The sequence below is a fragment of the Acetivibrio cellulolyticus CD2 genome (assembly GCF_000179595.2).
GTDB classification, from domain to species: Bacteria; Bacillota; Clostridia; order Acetivibrionales; family Acetivibrionaceae; genus Acetivibrio; species Acetivibrio cellulolyticus.
Window position 1 is genome coordinate 1 of sequence record NZ_JH556657.1, and the last position, 17443, is coordinate 17443.

At 35.2% G+C, this 17443-nt stretch carries 16 protein-coding genes; 3 read left to right on the forward strand and 13 right to left on the reverse strand.

The window, feature by feature from the left end; all coding sequences use genetic code 11:
* Positions 1-684, forward strand: a 684-nt coding sequence (locus ACECE_RS0212090) for a Tn3 family transposase (protein ID WP_026073816.1), incomplete at its 5' end; no start/stop codon positions are given.
* Here the strand turns inward: ACECE_RS0212090 and ACECE_RS29365 are convergent.
* The gene (locus ACECE_RS29365; RefSeq protein ID WP_010247348.1) at positions 602-1714 is read right to left on the reverse strand and encodes a response regulator; all 1113 of its coding nucleotides are present in this window, start codon (positions 1712-1714) and stop codon (positions 602-604) included. The genes ACECE_RS0212090 and ACECE_RS29365 overlap by 83 nt on opposite strands.
* 58 nt (positions 1715-1772) lie before the next feature.
* Positions 1773-2456, reverse strand: coding sequence for a response regulator (locus tag ACECE_RS27395; protein WP_010247351.1), 684 nt, complete (start codon positions 2454-2456; stop codon positions 1773-1775).
* Positions 2457-2631: 175 nt separating this feature from the next.
* Here ACECE_RS27395 and ACECE_RS0212105 point away from each other — a divergent pair, with 175 nt between their 5' ends.
* The gene (locus ACECE_RS0212105; RefSeq protein ID WP_010247353.1) at positions 2632-3606 is read left to right on the forward strand and encodes a class 1 isoprenoid biosynthesis enzyme; all 975 of its coding nucleotides are present in this window, start codon (positions 2632-2634) and stop codon (positions 3604-3606) included.
* Positions 3607-3707: 101 nt separating this feature from the next.
* On the forward strand, positions 3708-3962 hold the full coding sequence (locus ACECE_RS0212110; RefSeq protein WP_010247357.1) for a hypothetical protein: 255 nt from the start codon (positions 3708-3710) through the stop codon (positions 3960-3962).
* A gap of 127 nt (positions 3963-4089) precedes the next feature.
* Here the strand turns inward: ACECE_RS0212110 and ACECE_RS29370 are convergent, their stop codons facing one another.
* The 11 genes from ACECE_RS29370 to ACECE_RS0212165 all read right to left on the reverse strand — a co-directional run bounded on the left by ACECE_RS29370 (position 4090) and on the right by ACECE_RS0212165 (position 17437).
* Positions 4090-6486 (reverse strand): ATP-binding protein, encoded by a 2397-nt coding sequence (locus ACECE_RS29370; RefSeq protein ID WP_010247359.1) that lies wholly within the window; start codon positions 6484-6486, stop codon positions 4090-4092.
* Positions 6487-6551: 65 nt separating this feature from the next.
* Entirely contained in the window at positions 6552-6881 is a 330-nt protein-coding gene (locus ACECE_RS0212120; protein WP_010247362.1) for a hypothetical protein, read from the reverse strand.
* Positions 6882-7161: 280 nt separating this feature from the next.
* Positions 7162-8043 carry a TasA family protein gene (locus ACECE_RS0212125; protein ID WP_010247365.1) on the reverse strand — a complete coding sequence of 294 codons (882 nt, stop codon included), beginning with the start codon at positions 8041-8043 and terminating at the stop codon, positions 7162-7164.
* Between the two features lie 138 nt (positions 8044-8181).
* Positions 8182-8733, reverse strand: a complete 552-nt coding sequence (locus ACECE_RS27405; protein ID WP_010247368.1) for a signal peptidase I — start codon at positions 8731-8733, stop codon at positions 8182-8184.
* Positions 8733-9020: a hypothetical protein gene (locus tag ACECE_RS0212135; protein ID WP_010247373.1), complete on the reverse strand. Its 288-nt coding sequence runs from the start codon at positions 9018-9020 to the stop codon at positions 8733-8735. The genes ACECE_RS27405 and ACECE_RS0212135 overlap by 1 nt, the downstream gene beginning before the upstream one ends.
* 168 nt (positions 9021-9188) lie before the next feature.
* A complete protein-coding gene (gene cls / locus ACECE_RS0212140; RefSeq protein WP_010247376.1) occupies positions 9189-10724 on the reverse strand; it encodes a cardiolipin synthase in 1536 nt (511 codons plus the stop codon).
* A gap of 185 nt (positions 10725-10909) precedes the next feature.
* Positions 10910-11938, reverse strand: a complete 1029-nt coding sequence (locus tag ACECE_RS0212145; protein WP_010247379.1) for a glycoside hydrolase family 5 protein — start codon at positions 11936-11938, stop codon at positions 10910-10912.
* A 90-nt stretch (positions 11939-12028) separates the two neighbouring features.
* Positions 12029-13219, reverse strand: a complete 1191-nt coding sequence (locus tag ACECE_RS0212150) for a DNA polymerase IV (RefSeq protein ID WP_010247381.1) — start codon at positions 13217-13219, stop codon at positions 12029-12031.
* A 59-nt stretch (positions 13220-13278) separates the two neighbouring features.
* Positions 13279-13824 carry a D-lyxose/D-mannose family sugar isomerase gene (locus tag ACECE_RS0212155; protein ID WP_010247385.1) on the reverse strand — a complete coding sequence of 182 codons (546 nt, stop codon included), beginning with the start codon at positions 13822-13824 and terminating at the stop codon, positions 13279-13281.
* 244 nt (positions 13825-14068) lie between these two features.
* The gene (locus ACECE_RS0212160; protein WP_010247388.1) at positions 14069-16213 is read right to left on the reverse strand and encodes a glycoside hydrolase family 9 protein; all 2145 of its coding nucleotides are present in this window, start codon (positions 16211-16213) and stop codon (positions 14069-14071) included.
* A gap of 354 nt (positions 16214-16567) precedes the next feature.
* Positions 16568-17437 (reverse strand): hypothetical protein, encoded by an 870-nt coding sequence (locus ACECE_RS0212165; protein WP_010247391.1) that lies wholly within the window; start codon positions 17435-17437, stop codon positions 16568-16570.
* Between the last annotated feature and the right edge of the window lie 6 nt (positions 17438-17443).

Consider the following 17443-nt stretch of genomic DNA (forward strand, 5'->3'; position numbering starts at 1 on the left):
CAAAGTGAAGTTGCCTTTGCTTTTTGTCATCTTTTAGGATTTAATTTGATGCCTAGATTAAAGAATATTGGAAAGGCAAAACTATATCGCCCTGATGCTGGTATATCAGATATGTATCCAAATTTGCAACCTATATTGACAAGAAATATCAATTGGGAACTTATAAGACAGCAATATGACCAAATGGTTAAATATGCTACTGCCTTACGTCTTGGAACTGCTGAAACCGAAGCCATTATGAAAAGATTTCAAAGAAATAATGAAATTAAACATCCTACATATCTTGCATTTATGGAACTGGGTAAAGCTATAAAAACTATTTTTCTTTGTGAATATTTAAGGTCAGAGGAATTAAGAATTGAGATTCATGAAGGTCTTAATGTTATAGAAAACTGGAATTCAGCTAACGGATTTATTTTTTATGGAAAAGGTGGAGAAATATCAACCAACAGGTATGAAGACCAAGAAATTGCAGTTTTGACATTACATTTATTACAAAATTGCCTTGTGTACGTTAATACTTTAATGATTCAAAAAGTTCTTACACAAAGCAAGTGGTATGATATTATGACACAAGAAGACTTCCGAGCACTCACACCACTTATCTATACACATATAAACCCATACGGAAACTTTGATTTGAATATGGAGGAAAGAATACCAATAGACATTGCCATAAATTAACATTTACTTTGCCCCTGGTGACACGGATGCTCCCACTACCCCTTGTTACCACAATTGTAGAGTTTTCTTCTTTGGAGAAAAATAAAATCTCATCATAGTTAAACAAATACATTTCTTCATTTTCCCATGCAGCTATTTTTTCAATACGCATCTTTGGCACCATATCAGCCTGGGCTTTATCGTTATGCAACAAATCAGTACTCTGCACAGTTGTTTTATTCAGTAAAGAAATATTATTCAAAAGCTTCGTTACATCAATATTATCAGCAGGCTCTGTCAAATACTTGATCATATTGCTTTGAAATACGCTAACAAGCTGATTTATCGTATAAGATGCATCATTATAAAAAGAGTCAACACTTTTAATATATACTTCAACGCTTGCAGGATCAGTATCACTTATATTATCACGAAGCGTCCTTATTGACTCAATTGCTGATTTTATAGATTTTAGAGAAACTCCAACCGCATCAGATAACTCCTCCGTTATACGGTTAACTGTTGAAACTTTCCTTAAAGACTCCAAAGCATCTGTGCTCTTTTTAATTTCTTCATCGCTTTCCATGGCCTCTCTTGCAAGCAATAAGTTCGCTTGTTTGAGCTCTTTGTTTTTATCCAGCCTTCTTTCATTTTCATGGTAGACTTTCAAAGCCTCATGAACAGCCGTATAAAGGTCCTTTCTTTCCCATGGCTTTGGTATGTACTTAAATATTCCACCGTTATTAAGAGCATTCTTTATACCAGTCATACTAGCTTGTCCCGTAAGCAAAATCGATATCGTCTTAGGGCTTATATTCATTATTTCTTCAAGTAACTTATCCCCTTTAATACCAGGCATGATGTAATCAGAGATGACCAACGGAATTTCTTCCCCCGCCTCAAGAAATTCTTCTATCAGCGCCAGTGCTTCCTCTCCGCTTTCAGCTATTTCTATATTATAATTTCCACCGAATTCAAGCTCCAACTGTTCTCTCAAACTCCGAAGAATAATCATTTCATCGTCAACGCAAATGATGTAAGATTTGCCCATAATTATCTCCCTCTAAGCATTTTTTGATTCAATATACTACAAATTTTTCAACTGCAGCTCATGTCCTGATATTGTTAAGAGTTTGAATAATTTCTTCAATTTCATCAATACCTATATTATCTTCACTTACGGACAAATCGACTTTTGACTTGATCAGTGTAATCTTCTCATATAAATTACAAAGTAATTTAAGATTTCTCTCCACTTCATCTGGATCCAAATCTTTGCCCTTTTCCTTGAGCTCTTGTCTCATATCTTCAAGCTTAAGTACTTTTTCTCTGATTTCCTTTTCTAACATTTCTTTTTTTCCCATCAAAGCACTGTTCTCCAAATCCAGATACGAAATGGCATCATAACGTTCAACAGCCTCTTGAATTAATACTTTCAACTCCTCATTATTCCACGGTTTCTCAATATATTTATAAAGGTTTGCGTTGTTTATCGCATTTGTAACTCCTTCAATGGTTGCCTGCCCTGACAGCATTATTTTCTGCGTTCTTTCAGATATGGAATGAATCCTTTTCAGAAGCTCGTCGCCTTTCATGCCCGGCATTATATAGTCTATAATAACAACAGGAACTTCGTTCCCTGAATTAATTATTTCTTTAAATAATTCTAAGGCTTCCTCTCCGCTTTCGGCTATTTCAATACCAAACTCTGTGAATGTATTTTTTATTGAATTTCTGAGGCTCTGTAGAATGATATTTTCATCATCGACGCATAGAATTATTTTCTTTCCCATTGTTATCCCCCCAGGATGATATCTATCTCATATTATGACAATATTATATCAGAAATTACATAACGAATAACTAATTAATTATGATTTTTCAAAATTTTGATTTAAAAAAGTTGCACTCTTCACCTTATAAATGTTAGTATAAGTGTAAATTTCGAATATAGGAACAGGTGGATTTATGCACTTTTTTGAAGATTTTAAAGAAGACCTATCATATGTATTTCAACACTGCCGTAAAAGAATAAACGAATATCCTCCAATCTTTCAAAGTGAAGGTATAAATTTTCTTGACAAGTATGATGTACTAAAGAAAGAGAGCAATAAAAACTACATCTGTTACCTCCTTCCGTTCTGGCTCAAGGATTCACTGGGCATTGAAAATGAAATTGCTAAAAAAATATCAATTGCCAATACCTTTCTAATGCTCTACTTTTTGATACAAGATGATATTATAGATCAACCGGCCTGCAAAAATAAAGGAACTCTGCTTCCCCTTGGGAACCTTTTTATGCTCGATTTTATGCACTGCTACCATGAATTATTTCCGGCTGGTTCGCCATTCTGGACCTACCTGCAAGAGTATACATATATTTGGTCAAAAAGCATGCTGTGGGAAAATACGGACGTTGATAGTACGCAAACTGCTTTCACTTCTGAAGATCTCAATATAATGGCATATAAAGCAGCCCCCTTAAAGGTAGCTGCAGTTGCAGCATGTTTATTGGGTGATAAAAAAGAACTCATTAAACCGATTTCTGATACTGTCGATTTGATCCTTACAAGTCTTCAGGTCGTGGATGACTGGATTGATTGGCAGGAAGACCTTATATCCGGAAATCGCAACTACATTTTAAGCGGAGTTTTATCAAAAAAAGGTATTCATTCTTACTCTATGCTAAACGAAGCTGATGTCAAAAGAACTTTGTTTTTTTCCGACGTTTTGGTTGATCTGTTCTCTATTATCGATAGCAATCACCTAAAAATTTCAGACCTCGGAAAAGATGCTTTTCCTTACTTGATTTCTTTTCATAAGAGCTTTTTAGATTACAGTTCAAAGCTCAATATTGAATTGAATGAAGATAGGAACGTTTTAGTAAATGGTGGGCTCAACTATTACATGTATAATTATCATAAGAAAAAAGAACATACCTGATATACATTAATTTCAAATATTTATTGCCTTTTTCTTTTTTGATAATATAATTATTGTATAGCTTTTCTAATAAAAATATAATACCAAAGGGGAGAATGTTTATGACAAATTACAAAGATTTTGAGGCAACAATAGTAAAAAAGGCATTAGAAGACCCTGAATTTAAAAAGAAATTAATTTCCGATCCTAAAGATACAGTAGAAGCATTAGCCAAAGAATTGTATGGCGATCAGGCATTTGCACTACCATCGGATTTAAAGATCAAAGTCATTGAAGAAACTCCTGATACATATTATATAAGAATCCCTGCCATTAATCCAACCGATCCTAGAGAGCCTATTGTTGGATGCTGGTAATAAAATTTCTGTGTGTATTTAACCCAATTAAATATTAGGATATTTGCTTTGCAAACATCTCAAATAAAAATAGACAAATCCAAGAATGGTTTGTCTATTTTTCATTTTCTGCTTATTACATTACAGGTCATTTTGGTATTGAAACAGTAAAGGTAGTCTTCCCCGGCATACTCTCAACCGTTATTTCGCCATTATGTTTTTCAACTATACGTTTAACAATATCCAACCCCATACCACTTCCTTCTCCCTGAGGCTTTGTTGTAAAGAACGGTTCAAATATCCTGTCTTTAATTTCATCCGGTATACCTTTGCCGCTGTCGGTAATGCTAACAATAACATTCTCACCTTTACCGTTAATATCAATTGTAAGTGTCCCCTTGAAATCCATAGCCTGCAGCGCATTGTGAATCAAATTAGCCCAAATCTGGTTCAGTTCATCCGGATATCCAAGAATAGGCGAAACCTCTTCATAGTTTCTTATTACCTCTACATTGTGTTTGATTCTATTATGGTACAATGTAAGAGTCATTTCAATGTTGTCAGTTATATCAACCTCAATCATTTGCGTGTGTTCACTTTGATGTGCATATGATTTTAACGCAAAAACAACTTTGGACGTTTTATCTGTTGCTATTGATATTGTGTGAGAATTCTTTTGAATACTTGAAAACAAATATGCAACTTTTATTATAAAAGCATAATTTTCACAACGGAATACCCCTTTAAAAGCTTGAATATCAAAAACTCCCATTGTCACAAGATTTTCAGCAATTCCCTCTGAATCTTCAACCCTGTATTCTTCCAGCTGCTTTATAATACTGCGTCGGTATTCACGCTCTTCCCTTGAAGAAATATAAACTTGATTTTGAGTTGCCATATTAAGAATTTCAAAAAAATACGGGCTATTTTCCTCATTTAAAAACCTGTTAATCTCCGGTAAACTTTTATAAACTTGATCCAATGATTCCGAAATATTTGTTATAGAAGCCTGTATTGCACCGAGAGGAGTATTGATTTCGTGCGCAACACCTGACACAAGTTGACCCAAAGCTGCCATTTTTTCTGATTTTATTAGATAATCTTGTGTTTCTCTAAGTGTTTCAAGTGTACTTCCAAGTTCATTATTTGATGCAATCAATTCTTCATTTAAGAGAGAAAGTTCCTCATTAGCCTCCTGAAGCTGTTCCGTTCTCTCAGATACTCGTTTTTCCAGAGTAATATTAAGATCTGCCAGCTTATCCCTTGATTCTTTAATCTCTTTCCACATGCTGTCCAACTCAATATTTTTCAATTCAAGCTCCTTTGAATAGGTTATTACTTTAGTAAAGTTTATTGCTGACCTCCGTCCTAAAATAAGCCCTAATGAAAGAATAAAAAGCAAAATCCCCCATTTCCATAAAAAGAATTCGTAGTCTTTGATAATTATAAACAGAATTAACTCTATCCCGCACGTCAGTGCAAAAAGAGAAAACCCTGCTGTAAATATTTTTGCATCTGCATTTCCCTTAAATGCATAGAGTATTGAAGTTCCGATGAGCATTGCAAACTGAATCACCATAATTATGCCCAAAAGATTTATCGATATAAAATATTCAAATTCCACAATTTTATATCCCGATAAAATATCAATAATATACACTGCAATACAAAAAACTGAATATGTAGCTTGGAAGTAAAAAGACTTTTTTAATATATTTTTTCGTCCCGGACCAAAAATCTGAAGGAAAAAATACATCAAAAAAACGACAAGCAGTAAAAGACATATACTGAATGTCAGTGTAAGGTACTGATCGAAATTGCTAAAAAGAATAATAAGCGTAGGATAAATTGCAGCCATTAGACCTAATATAAGTACTATTAGCCCTAATATAAGAAACTCCTTTTTTCTGTCTTTTAATAAGAACAGTGCAAAAACAAATAGAATCAGCCCCATCAATACAAAACTCAATCCTAACGGAATATTGAAAAAGTCTTCAAAGAAAAACTCAGGGTACAAAGTATTGTAACTCCCTATTGAAATCTTCCCGGCAGGACCAAACTTTCCATAAATAGACTGAGTTCTAATATATATTGTCTTTCCGCCACTATCAGCCTCCAAAGGTATTATAAACCTGTTTATATCAAATAAATATCTGCGGCTTTTTTCATAGACTATTTTCCCATCAATATAAACTTCAATTGATTGGCCATAAACAAGTTCAAAATATATACATTTGCCTTGCAAATTCCCTTCCGGGATACTATTTTTAAACCAAACAGCCTTAGTCTTTTGATCCAGACCCGACAAACCCTCTTTGGCATCGACTTTTCTCCACGGCACTTTATCCTGCTCTTCCTTTGTCCACCTTGGTAAATCAATACACTCAGATGGCAAATCCTCAGGGTAATACTCCCATTGTTTTTCAATTCCAACAAGACCCAAATCAGGGCTTGCAAAGCTTTGCATCTGGAATATACAAACAGGCAGAATTACAAAAAACATAATCAAAAAACGCATTTTCGAAATTGCTGACTCTTTTTTCATAGCTCTCACCCTTTTTAACAAAAGACACTAATACTTCTTATATTTCAAACTTATGGATTAAAAACCTACTCCGACGGCATAACAAAAAAACGCACACTTGCAGTTTCTTCAAGCTGCTCAATTTTGACATCCTGAGGAATTGTAACATTTCCTTTATCAATATAAGGCGCTATTTGATAATATGTATCAGGCTTTGCCTCTATCGCTTTGATTACAAAGTCTTCAGGCAAAGGTAAGTCCTTTCTTGTAAGCCCCCAGTTTTCCATAAGAACTTTTTCAACTGCTGCTGTAGCATCTTCCAGCATCTCTTTTCTAAATTCCTTATCTGTACAAGCCTTTTGATAAACTGCATACCACAATTGCTGTTCAAGAATCATTATATCTATCTCTGTCATAACCTTAACCCTCTCCTTAAATTAGTCTTTAATAGTAATGCTCCACCTGCCAGTAAAACCATTTTACTATTTCTATTTTGATAGTACAATTGTTTTCAAATAAATTAGCAAAATTAAAAAGAACCAGCACATTTTTCCTATATCAACTTTAGAACATTAGCTTCACAAAATTGCAATAAAACTCCGGGGCATCGAGCGCCTACGTTTTTGCCTCTTTCACTTCGTTCGAAAGAGGCGGAATTAAGGTGCCGAACATATGTTGTCCGGCACCTATTAATACTTACTGCATAGTCAAAGTTAAATCTCTTAACCAGTACTTTGAACGCATTTTGCTTGTTGCTTCAATCTTTATTACATTAGTTCCTTTTACCAAATAATCTTTTATACTAAAGTCCTCTGCTACATATCCAGCCGACCCTTTAGGCTGGTATTCGGTTAAAACATATTTGCCATTAACAATTAAATTTATAGGTGAATATCCACCACCTGGTATCATTGAAGATAGCTGATTGAGAGTAAGTACTGCTGTTGATGGTGTGCTGGTTAAATCAAACTCTGCCTGAAAGTTATCTCCGTTGACAAAAGTATGTACACCGTAACCGGAATCATAATATGCTGTGCATGAAGTCTTCAAGCCACTTGCTGCTATTGGACTTTTTGTAAGATCAGCTGTCAAAACTGTCTTTTGAACGTTATTTCTAACCTGTTCAGCATACACTACTATATTTGCAGAACCTTTTGCACCCTGATATGAATTATCTGCTTCAAGCGAAAAGTTATATACAACCTTGAATGTCGCTGTCTTACCAGGTTCAATTATCTGCCAGTTATTATCCTGAACAGTTAATGTCAAAGGATATTTACCTTCAAAAATAGTTCCGCTTTTTTGAATTTCTTTAATATTTACTCTAGCTGCAAGTGTTCCCATGTTTTGCACAGTAACATCAAAAATCTCACTGTCACCAGGTGCTAAATTACTAAAGAACTTTGTTGTTGATACTGCTGGTTGAGCAGATATATCCTTAATAATTACCGTTCCTGCTGTAAACGGATTATTTGCATTGACTGCGTTGCTTGTAAACAGTGCCATAGTACCTGCACCAACTAACATTGATATAATTACTGTAGATATTATTGCTGTGATAAATATACTTTTTTTCATAGTTATATTCCCCTTTTAAATTTATTTGCTCATTTAATTTGAGCTGTTTATATAACCCTTTAAAAGCTCATTATCATTGGGCCCATACTTTGATAATTACTTTTAAAGATATTACGTTCATGTTTTTAAAAACTACTTTTACATTTTTGAATCTACACTGCACTTATAGGCAATTTTTAGAGATTTTATCAAATTGGGAACTGCCAAAACGATGAAGGATATCAGAAGTAAGAATATAATCCCGCTTTTTGTTTTCAGAAAGCTAAATATATAACCTGCAAAAGGTATACGAACCCCAATATATTTTCCTACTATATCTTCCGGAGTAATATAATTTAAGTCCTCCGCATTGTTATTATCGCCTTTGGTTACGTACTGACAGGTATCATTTACAATCTTTTCACTTACAATTCTATGTGTTACCAGCATATTGTAATCTTTTGATCTGAAAGTCACAACTTCTCCAGCCTCATAGGTATCCATAGGACTTTTCTCCTTGATTACTATAATGGAACCGGTTTTTATGGAAGGCTCCATTGAACCTGAAAGAACTGTGAGAATTTCATACCCGAATACGTTTGGAGAACTGCCAGTCATTTTAGCTGCTATTACAAAACACAAACTAAAAATAGTTGTTAAAATAATTGTACCTAAAATAACCTTTCCTAAAACCATTTTCACTTTTAACATTACTCGTCCTCCCTCAGAAATTCTAATGGATCATTTACTTTCTTCTCACCTTCCACATTTCCGGCCGCCCCATATACTGCTCCCATTACAGTTTCGGGCTCATTTTTTACATCTGTCTCTACTTTGAAAGCTCCTGTCTCAATGGATATGCTATTGTTTACCAGTGCATAAGAAGGCTTTATGTTCTGAATTAATGCAATTATGGCTAAAAACCAAACCAGATACAAAGCTATCCAAACTACTGCCTGATAAAATCTTTTAATTTTATATAACAATTTACAATCCATCTGAGTACTCCCCTATCTCCCCTTGCATATTATCTCAACTCAACTTACAACTTGATTATAATTTGAATTTCACTAACTGTAATATATTCTTTGTGAAAAGTAAAAAAACGACTGCTAACAGTCGTTTTTTTCATGTAAACGGTAAAATTTAATCTATGAAATGATATTTTACATAAGCGGTGCCAAAAGCCTGAGCACAGAACCCAGTAAAGCATTATACCACCTAAAGTCTTTAAAATCCTCCATCTTAACCTCTCTACAGACCTCCAAAGTATTTAAAAAGTCATCTCTGATATCTTTTAGGGCACTACTTTTGTACATCCAAACACCACATTCATAATGCATAAAAAAGCTACGGAAATCCATATTTATGGTGCCAACTACCCCAAATTCATCATCTGTGACAAGGGTTTTTGCATGTATAAATCCAGGGGTGTATTCATAGATTTTCACGCCACTTTCAACCAATATTTTATAATTCGATTTTGTGACTGTGTGCACATACCACTTATCAGCACAATGAGGCGTAATAATACGAACATCAACTCCCCCTTTAGCAGCTGAAGTTAAAGCTTTTATCATGTCGTGATCAATAACCAAATATGGAGTAGTTATAAAAACATACCTCTTTGCTTTATTTATTAAATTCAGATAAACTATTTCCCCAACATGTTCATCATCTAACGGACTATCCGAAAAAGGTTGATAATATCCTTTTATACTTACTTCCCTATCCAATCGACTTTTGACCTTGTACCTGTTAAAATCCTCATCAACATTTCTTAGGCACTCCCACAACGATAAAAACATAACCGTCATGCTCCACACAGCATCTCCTTTAAGCATAATTGCAGTGTCCTTCCAATGCCCATGTTTCTCAATTTCATTGATGTATTCATCCGCCAGATTTATTCCACCGGTAAATCCCGTGTGCCCGTCTATAATTGTGATTTTCCGGTGATCCCTATTATTCAACCTGATGTACAATATAGGAATCATTGGATTGAATACACAGCATTTAATCCCAAGCTTTTCAAGCTTTTTAGAATAATTATATGGTAAAGTAAGAAGACAGCCGGCATCATCATATATAATACGAACATCTACACCTTCTTTAACTTTTTCCACTAGTATATCTAATATATTGTTCCACATAACTCCTTCCTGAATAATAAAGTACTCCATAAAAATGAAATGCTTTGCTTTCTTCAGTTCTTCCTTAAGCCTCTCAAATTTCTTTTCTCCAATTGGCAGATATTCGCCAGTCGTGTTGTTATACGGAGGATAATGCGCATTATTGTGAATATATCTTGACTGAATTGATGCGTCCTCACTTTGCTCTATAATCTCATTCAAAATGGCTTTTTGAGGTTTTAAAACCTTAAAAACTTTCTCATCCATTAATTTCATTTTACGTTTTTCCCTCTTGCTTACCCTTTTTCCACCAAAGAAAATATAAAACAGGCCTCCAAAAATGGGGAATAGAAGTATCGGTATAATCCATGCTATCTTATATGACGGATTACTCCTGTCATTAATAATCCATAAGACCGCAAGTATACTTATAAATATACTTATCCAATAGAAATGAACAAAGTAGTTATTGAATTTTAGAATAACACCAATAATTGCTGCTAATTGTAGGGCTATAGCAACAGATATCAGAACAACCCTTCTATAAAGAAACCTTATAATAGCCTTCATACTAAGCCTCATCTCCTCAAAAATGGTCCAACCAATCATCTCTATTCTATCATATTTAGGCAGAAGTTAACTGGTAAATTATTAGTTTATAATCTAGCTGAATAAATCTGTTCTACATTTAACTTGAAAAGTGCAAAAAAACACCCCTTTTTCCTTAAGAAAAAGAGGCACCAAATTTACCGCAATTAGTATTTCCGCATCAATTCCAGCATCTTCCTGTCTAGTGCATGTCCATGCCAGTCTTCATAAGTCACATCTCTGCGTTTAGAATCCATAATTCCAAATTCACCCGAGAATTCCCAAAGCAAAAATCCAATATTGTTTGACTTCAATATATCTAAAACATCTTCCATCCATTTTAGCATCACTTCATGGGGAGTATGTATATATGCACCGCCTTCTCCGCAAATTACAGGAATTCCTTTTCTGGTGAGCTTTACCCACTTTTCATAGTGATCTTCCAGCATTTTTCGATCCCATGGCCTTTCATCCTGCTTTGCACCCGGCCAGACAGGTGTCTCCCACTTCTGGTCACTAACCCATTCTGCCATATAATGGCTAAGCCCAAAAGGAATATATGCCCTGCAGCTCTGTATAGCACCAGTATCAACTAATTCGAATACAGGTTCATTTCCACCACACAGCCCCTCTACTACTATCTTCCTATTATTATCTACTTCCCTGATAGTATTAATAGCTTCTCTCATAATCCTGACATAATCAGCCTCTGTCATTTTGCCTTGCTCAGGGCACGGGGGCTCATTTAGCAGGTCAAAGCTAAGTTTATCACCGGAAATACCCTTGTAACGTTTGGAGAATGTCTCCCAATAGAAGCAGAAAAGCTGTTGTGCCTCCCTGTCCTTCCAGAGGTCAAACGGCTCCTGAATTTCGGTGTTTATACAATACCCAGGTGCTCTGTGTATATTGAGCGATACGTGCAGCCCATTTCTGCTTCCCATCTCAATTACCCTATCAATCTTTTCAAGGACAACTTCGTCCATTTTATAAAAATCCTTTTCATCACCAACCCAATTCCTATAACACATCGGAATACGAATACAATTAAAACCCCAATCCGCAATCCATTTTATATATTCTTCCGAAAAATCGCCTAAATGCCTTTCATACTTTCCATTCATGTCAGCTTCCTTTTTCGAAATAAATAAGTTTAAAAGATTAAATCCCTTCCACCTTGACGTAGTCCTGTCCGTCATAATAATATTTCTCCTATTATCACATAATATAAAACCCAGCCAAATATGTACTCATGCCCAAAACATCAATAACAGAAACATTATAAGTCTCTACGAATGATTGTCTTTTAAAATTACTGCCCTTTTAATTTTATCAGACCCAAATCTCTCCCTAATTAAATCAAAGGTTTTTTCCAGTTTTTCTTCTTTTTCGTTACAACCTTCACTGTTATCCATATTGAATATTGATATCTGTTCTGCTTCATCTTCAGAAATATTATTTAATGAAATCCCAAGTAATCTTACAGGTCGGCGGTTATCCCAGTTATCTTCCAACAAGTCTGCCCCTGCAGCATATATTTCTTTGGTTAAATATGTAGCCCTAATGGATTTTTGCCGGGTTATAGTTTTGAAATCTTCATATCTGATAGCTATTGATATTGTTTTGCCCTTGTAGTTTTGCTTTCTTGCTTCCATCCCAACATCCTCAGCAAGCCTCAACAAAACTGCTTTGGCATACTCCAAATCTGTTATATTTTGGGGCAGTGTAGTAGTTCTGCCTACAGATTTACTTTTGCTTATTGGATTTTCTGAAACTTGAGATTCATCAATACCATTTGCCAAACGGTAAATTTCGCCACCGTATTTTCCAAACTTTTTTATAAGAAATTGCGGGTCACTTTTTGCTATATCCCCGATTTTATATATTCCAATATCTATAAGGTTCTTCTCCGTCTGTTTGCCAATCCCATACATTTCTCTTACCGGAAGCGGCCATAACTTTTCACTTATATCATTCCTCCACAGTTCTGTTATTCCAAGAGGTTTTTTGAATTCCGAGGCCATTTTTGCCAGAAATTTATTTTCAGAAATGCCTATCGAGCACCAAAGATCCAATTCGTTCATTATATCCTTCATAATTCTTTTTGCAGACTCCACAGGCTTCCCGAATAATGCCTCGCACCCTGTCATATCAAGCCATGCTTCATCAATACTGTTTTGCTGTACTACAGGCGAATATCTTGAAAGAATACTCATTACTTCTCTTGACTTCTTTTCATAAAGTCCATGGCTAGGAGGTATCAGAATAATATCAGGGCAAAGTTTCTTCGCCTCATGTATAAGCATTGTCGTCTTTACTCCATACTTCCTTGCCTCATAATTTGCAGCAAGAATAATCCCTGTTCTCTTTTTGGGATCTCCTGCAACCGCTGCTGTCCTGCCTTTTAGTTCTGGATTTTTGGCCATCTCGCAGCTTATAAAAAAAGCATTCATATCTACAAGGAAAATAACTCTTTCCATAACATTCCTCTTTAATAAAAATCTTCTGTTCAGTTTAAATCTTTAAAGCTCTATAATATCTACGCTTTTCTGCTCTGGGCTGGATTGATATCAGGATCAGTATATATATCAAATTCATCTCTGCTCTTTGTTGAAAACTCAGACACAACTGCACCTTCATTTCCTGCCTGAAACCAGTGAAGTGTATTTGGTGCAAGTGTATACTGCTCCCCAGGGTTTAATTCAATCTCATGCCAAACCGTAAAAAATTGTTCTCTTCCTTTTGGAGGAACAGCCTTTGGATTTTGAACAGAAGCCCCAGGCACATATAAATATACTTTTCCCCATCTGCACCTGAATGTTTCCTCCTTGCCAGGTTCATTGTCTACTGGTGGGTGCCTGTGTTCAGGACAAGTCTGTCCAGGAAAAAGGATCAATTCCTTTGCACAACACCTATCAGTATTAACATAAACTATAAGTTCCAGTCCAATTTTTTCAACCTCTCCTAATCCATACTCTGCAACTTCCATATTATTTTTTTCTTTATCTGTGACAACAATTCCAGCTTTATCAAGATACTCTAACGCCCTTTTACAGGTTTCCCTGTATAATTCTTTTGACATCATGCCATTACCCTCCTGGGAGTATGTATTTATATTGTATTATTTTAATCTTAATCTCTTCATTACAAACTTTTCTAGTAATATTATAACAGATTTTTTTAAAACAAGTACACCACTTAAGAAATAGCCATACTTATATTTTCAGCATTCCTAAATCCCTAATTTTTAAACAATCAATCAAAAAAAATAGCCATACAGACCTTAAGTCCATATGGCTATTCATACTAAATAGTAATTTTAATCTCTCTTAATTAAAGAATTCTTCTCCAAGAAGCCCCTTTCTCATATGTCCGAAGTCAATTGAGTTTGCCGATCCATTACTGTCAACATCGGCAGCTGTAAACTGTCTTTCAGTAAAAGTTTGTTTACCAAGCAAGTACAGTCTCATATAACCGAAATCTATTGAGTTAAAGCTTCCATTACCGTCAATGTCACCTTTTACAACTGAACCTGAAGTAGGAGTAGCTGTAGCAGTCTTTGTAGGTGTAACTGTAGGAGTTTTAGGTGGATTAGAAGTCTTTGAAGGAGTAGTTCCATCAGGCTCTGTTCCGAATATTAATGTATCTCCATCATATACAGTTATTGTTGTTGACTTAGCAGGTGTAGTTCCTGTACCAAGTCCCTTGTATGACGGGTCGTTTGTTGGATCCCATTTTGATCCTGCAGGTGCTGTTATACGAAGTTGGAGCTCAGCAGCATATTCAGACTGTCCACCTGGATAAATGTTAGTTCCGTCTGCATATTTAACTTCAATATAATAAATATCACCTTTATAAGGCTTAAGCTGTGAAACGGTTGCTTCCATATTTGTTTCCATATAATTTGTTCCAACCACTACACTGCTTGGATCTACTCCCTCAGAAAGATCTACATAGTAACGATATGAAAGGTCTTTGATCAATCTTGCAGGCCAAGCTGAACGGTTGTTCAAGAATAACTTGAATGCCATATCATTTCCTGAGCTTCCAGTTACTGCACCTTCAACATAGAACTCATCTTCTTTTACTTCAGGTGCTGGGAAGTTTGCAACAGGAGTTCCACCGTATTTAGCATACATACCGCAGAGTATTCCTACAAAACCAGCATTGTAGTCTGTAGCAACTTCGTTACAAACATAATCTTTAATATCATCAGTATAAGAACCTGAAGAACTAGGACCACCTACTAAAGCTCCGTAAAGGATGTGTCTGTGATTTTCAGGGTATGTCAATTGGTCAGTCCATGAACTATGTGCTGTTCTGTGGTGAGGATGCTCCGGTGGTTTTGTACCAAATCCACAAACGTAGCTCCTGCCACTGCTTCCAAGTGCATAATCTATCTGTTTCTTAGCAAAACCATAATATCTATCCTTCAATGTAGTATCTGATAGAGAATCAGCATATACATTGGCAAGAAATGCCTCTGTTGTTGCATATCTTAATGAACCCCATTGATCAAGCCATGCAAGATCTCCAACGTATTTTATCTGTTTTCCATTATATCCAACAGACCACCAGTCAAGGTGCTTCTTAACGAAATCGTGATATTCTGACTTGCCTGTTTCTTTTGCAAGCATTAACATAGCTCCGTAGTGAACATCATCCCAACAGTGAGCCCATGTATATTTCATATCTGGAACTTGATCTTCTGTCTTTTGAAGTGCAACAAGTGATTCTGCCTTTTCAAGGTAAGTATCGTCATTTGTTGCTATATGGAGCCAAATTGCTGACCACATAAGTTCGTCCTGCCAACCACTCCATGAGTTATAGAAGTTTTTTGCTGCTTCATAACCATTATCGCTTCTTGTTGAATCCGAAAGTGCAAAAAGACTTTTTGCATGGGTAAGGTATGTACTATCTTTAAGAACTATTGAACCGATTGCAAGAGCTGCAGCCATCTGAGCTGTTACACAAGTAGGTTTACCTGTATATGATGGTCTTGTCATCTCTTTTTCAAGACATTCAACAGGTCCCCACCAAGCATGGTCTCTAGTTCCGTCACCTACCTGATACACAATGCTTGTCCCCTTGTCACAAGCAACAAGGTAATCCAATATAAACTTGAGGTTATTTTCGAGGTGAACTTTTTGTCCTGATGACTCAATATCATCACCATATTCATACAAAGCCCAACCAAGCATTGATGCAGTATATGACATAGGAAGATTAAACTTAACATGGTCTCCTGCATCATACAATCCACCTAATACATCATCCTTCATTGTTGAATCTCCACGCCACTCAACACGGTTCCAATCTGGAAGTGGACCTGCCTGCTGAGCCTCATAGAAAAAAATTGATTTCTGAAGGGCTTCAGCATAGTTATAGCTTCCTGCTGCCGATACCATGTTTGTTGGTAACGCCATAACCACAAGCATAGCTAATAAGAGTAAAAAGCATACTGTCTTTTTCAATTAACATTCCTCCTTAATAAATTTAAATAAACAACTATTAATAAGTTTAAAAGAAATAAGTTAAATATTTATTATGTCCTACTTCACCCCCCTGTTGAAAATTATAAGTTATATTAATAAAATAACATTACTAGCCATGTCGATTTAGGTCAAATAAGCTAGACCAAGAAATTATAGCCAAAGTTACATTTCCAGCATTCCTAATTAATTCCCTTCAGTTTAAACTTTATATTGTGCGGATAGCATGTCTAATAATTATACTAAAATAAGTTCGTATGAAAGTAATTTTTTGAGTACCTAAATGATAACTTTTATCATATTTCGTATATGTATTACAAAAAAACTTATGATCATTTAGCTTGTTTTTTCTAAAATAAGTACTGTCTTTGTTTTCTCTGCATTACTCAACGCATTCATATATCCGTCAAAATCTCTGTCTGATTTATAATGTTTAATCGCATCACTAAACATGCCAAGTGCGCTCTCATAATAATATATATCGTTATCCATTTCTGCTATATCATAAAATATATTACCAATATCAACCTTTACATGTCCATGTTGTCCTTGCAATTCTTTAAGCTTTAAAATCTCCTCAAACTCTTTTGCTGCCATAAGTAAATTTTGCTTTTTATCTTCATGCTTGGACAGTTCAATATAACACACCCCTTTTGCCTGCTTGACCCACCCATATATATGAGGCCGTTCGCAACAGTCAAGCTTTCTTTGAACCTTATCAAACTCAGTTAAAGCTTCATTAAACCTCATATTATCAATTAGCTGCCCAGCTTTATCCATTACTTTTAAAACTCTTCTAACGGGATACTCATACATGTAACTGTAAACCTCATGCAATACTGCAATCAATCCTACTGACACCAACAACTGAATAATTATATTAATATACAACTCGTTAATAATAATATTATTTGTAAAATACACATCTATCAGATAGTACGCAATGACTATAAGCCCCTCGAGAAACACTAAAAAGGCTATAACCCAAACTTCTCTAGGTTTATAGTAAATATACGACTTAAAAAAAGTCTTCTTTGCAAAAATATTTGCAAAACCCATAAGTGCACTTACTGCAAGTAATCCAACTCCAAACCACAGATTCTTTAAATTAACCATATTTCCAATAGGATTTTTGGCTAATAAGTAATTTGCAGAAAGCACAATAAAAACAGCGGCAAACAAAAATATGCCAGGCTTTCTTTTCACTAATAC

What these genes read in the sequence shown, in the direction of transcription:
- ACECE_RS0212105 (WP_010247353.1), top strand. Translation starts at nt 2,632, where the DNA reads ATGCACTTTTTTGAAGATTTTAAAGAAGACCTATCATATGTATTTCAA.
- ACECE_RS27405 (WP_010247368.1), bottom strand. Translation starts at nt 8,733, where the DNA reads ATGTTAAAAGTGAAAATGGTTTTAGGAAAGGTTATTTTAGGTACAATT.
- ACECE_RS0212125 (WP_010247365.1), bottom strand. Translation starts at nt 8,043, where the DNA reads ATGAAAAAAAGTATATTTATCACAGCAATAATATCTACAGTAATTATA.
- ACECE_RS0212150 (WP_010247381.1), bottom strand. Translation starts at nt 13,219, where the DNA reads ATGGAAAGAGTTATTTTCCTTGTAGATATGAATGCTTTTTTTATAAGC.
- ACECE_RS29365 (WP_010247348.1), bottom strand. Translation starts at nt 1,714, where the DNA reads ATGGGCAAATCTTACATCATTTGCGTTGACGATGAAATGATTATTCTT.
- ACECE_RS27395 (WP_010247351.1), bottom strand. Translation starts at nt 2,456, where the DNA reads ATGGGAAAGAAAATAATTCTATGCGTCGATGATGAAAATATCATTCTA.
- ACECE_RS0212155 (WP_010247385.1), bottom strand. Translation starts at nt 13,824, where the DNA reads ATGATGTCAAAAGAATTATACAGGGAAACCTGTAAAAGGGCGTTAGAG.
- ACECE_RS29370 (WP_010247359.1), bottom strand. Translation starts at nt 6,486, where the DNA reads ATGAAAAAAGAGTCAGCAATTTCGAAAATGCGTTTTTTGATTATGTTT.
- ACECE_RS0212135 (WP_010247373.1), bottom strand. Translation starts at nt 9,020, where the DNA reads ATGGATTGTAAATTGTTATATAAAATTAAAAGATTTTATCAGGCAGTA.
- ACECE_RS0212110 (WP_010247357.1), top strand. Translation starts at nt 3,708, where the DNA reads ATGACAAATTACAAAGATTTTGAGGCAACAATAGTAAAAAAGGCATTA.
- ACECE_RS0212120 (WP_010247362.1), bottom strand. Translation starts at nt 6,881, where the DNA reads ATGACAGAGATAGATATAATGATTCTTGAACAGCAATTGTGGTATGCA.
- ACECE_RS0212145 (WP_010247379.1), bottom strand. Translation starts at nt 11,938, where the DNA reads ATGACGGACAGGACTACGTCAAGGTGGAAGGGATTTAATCTTTTAAAC.
- cls (WP_010247376.1), bottom strand. Translation starts at nt 10,724, where the DNA reads ATGAAGGCTATTATAAGGTTTCTTTATAGAAGGGTTGTTCTGATATCT.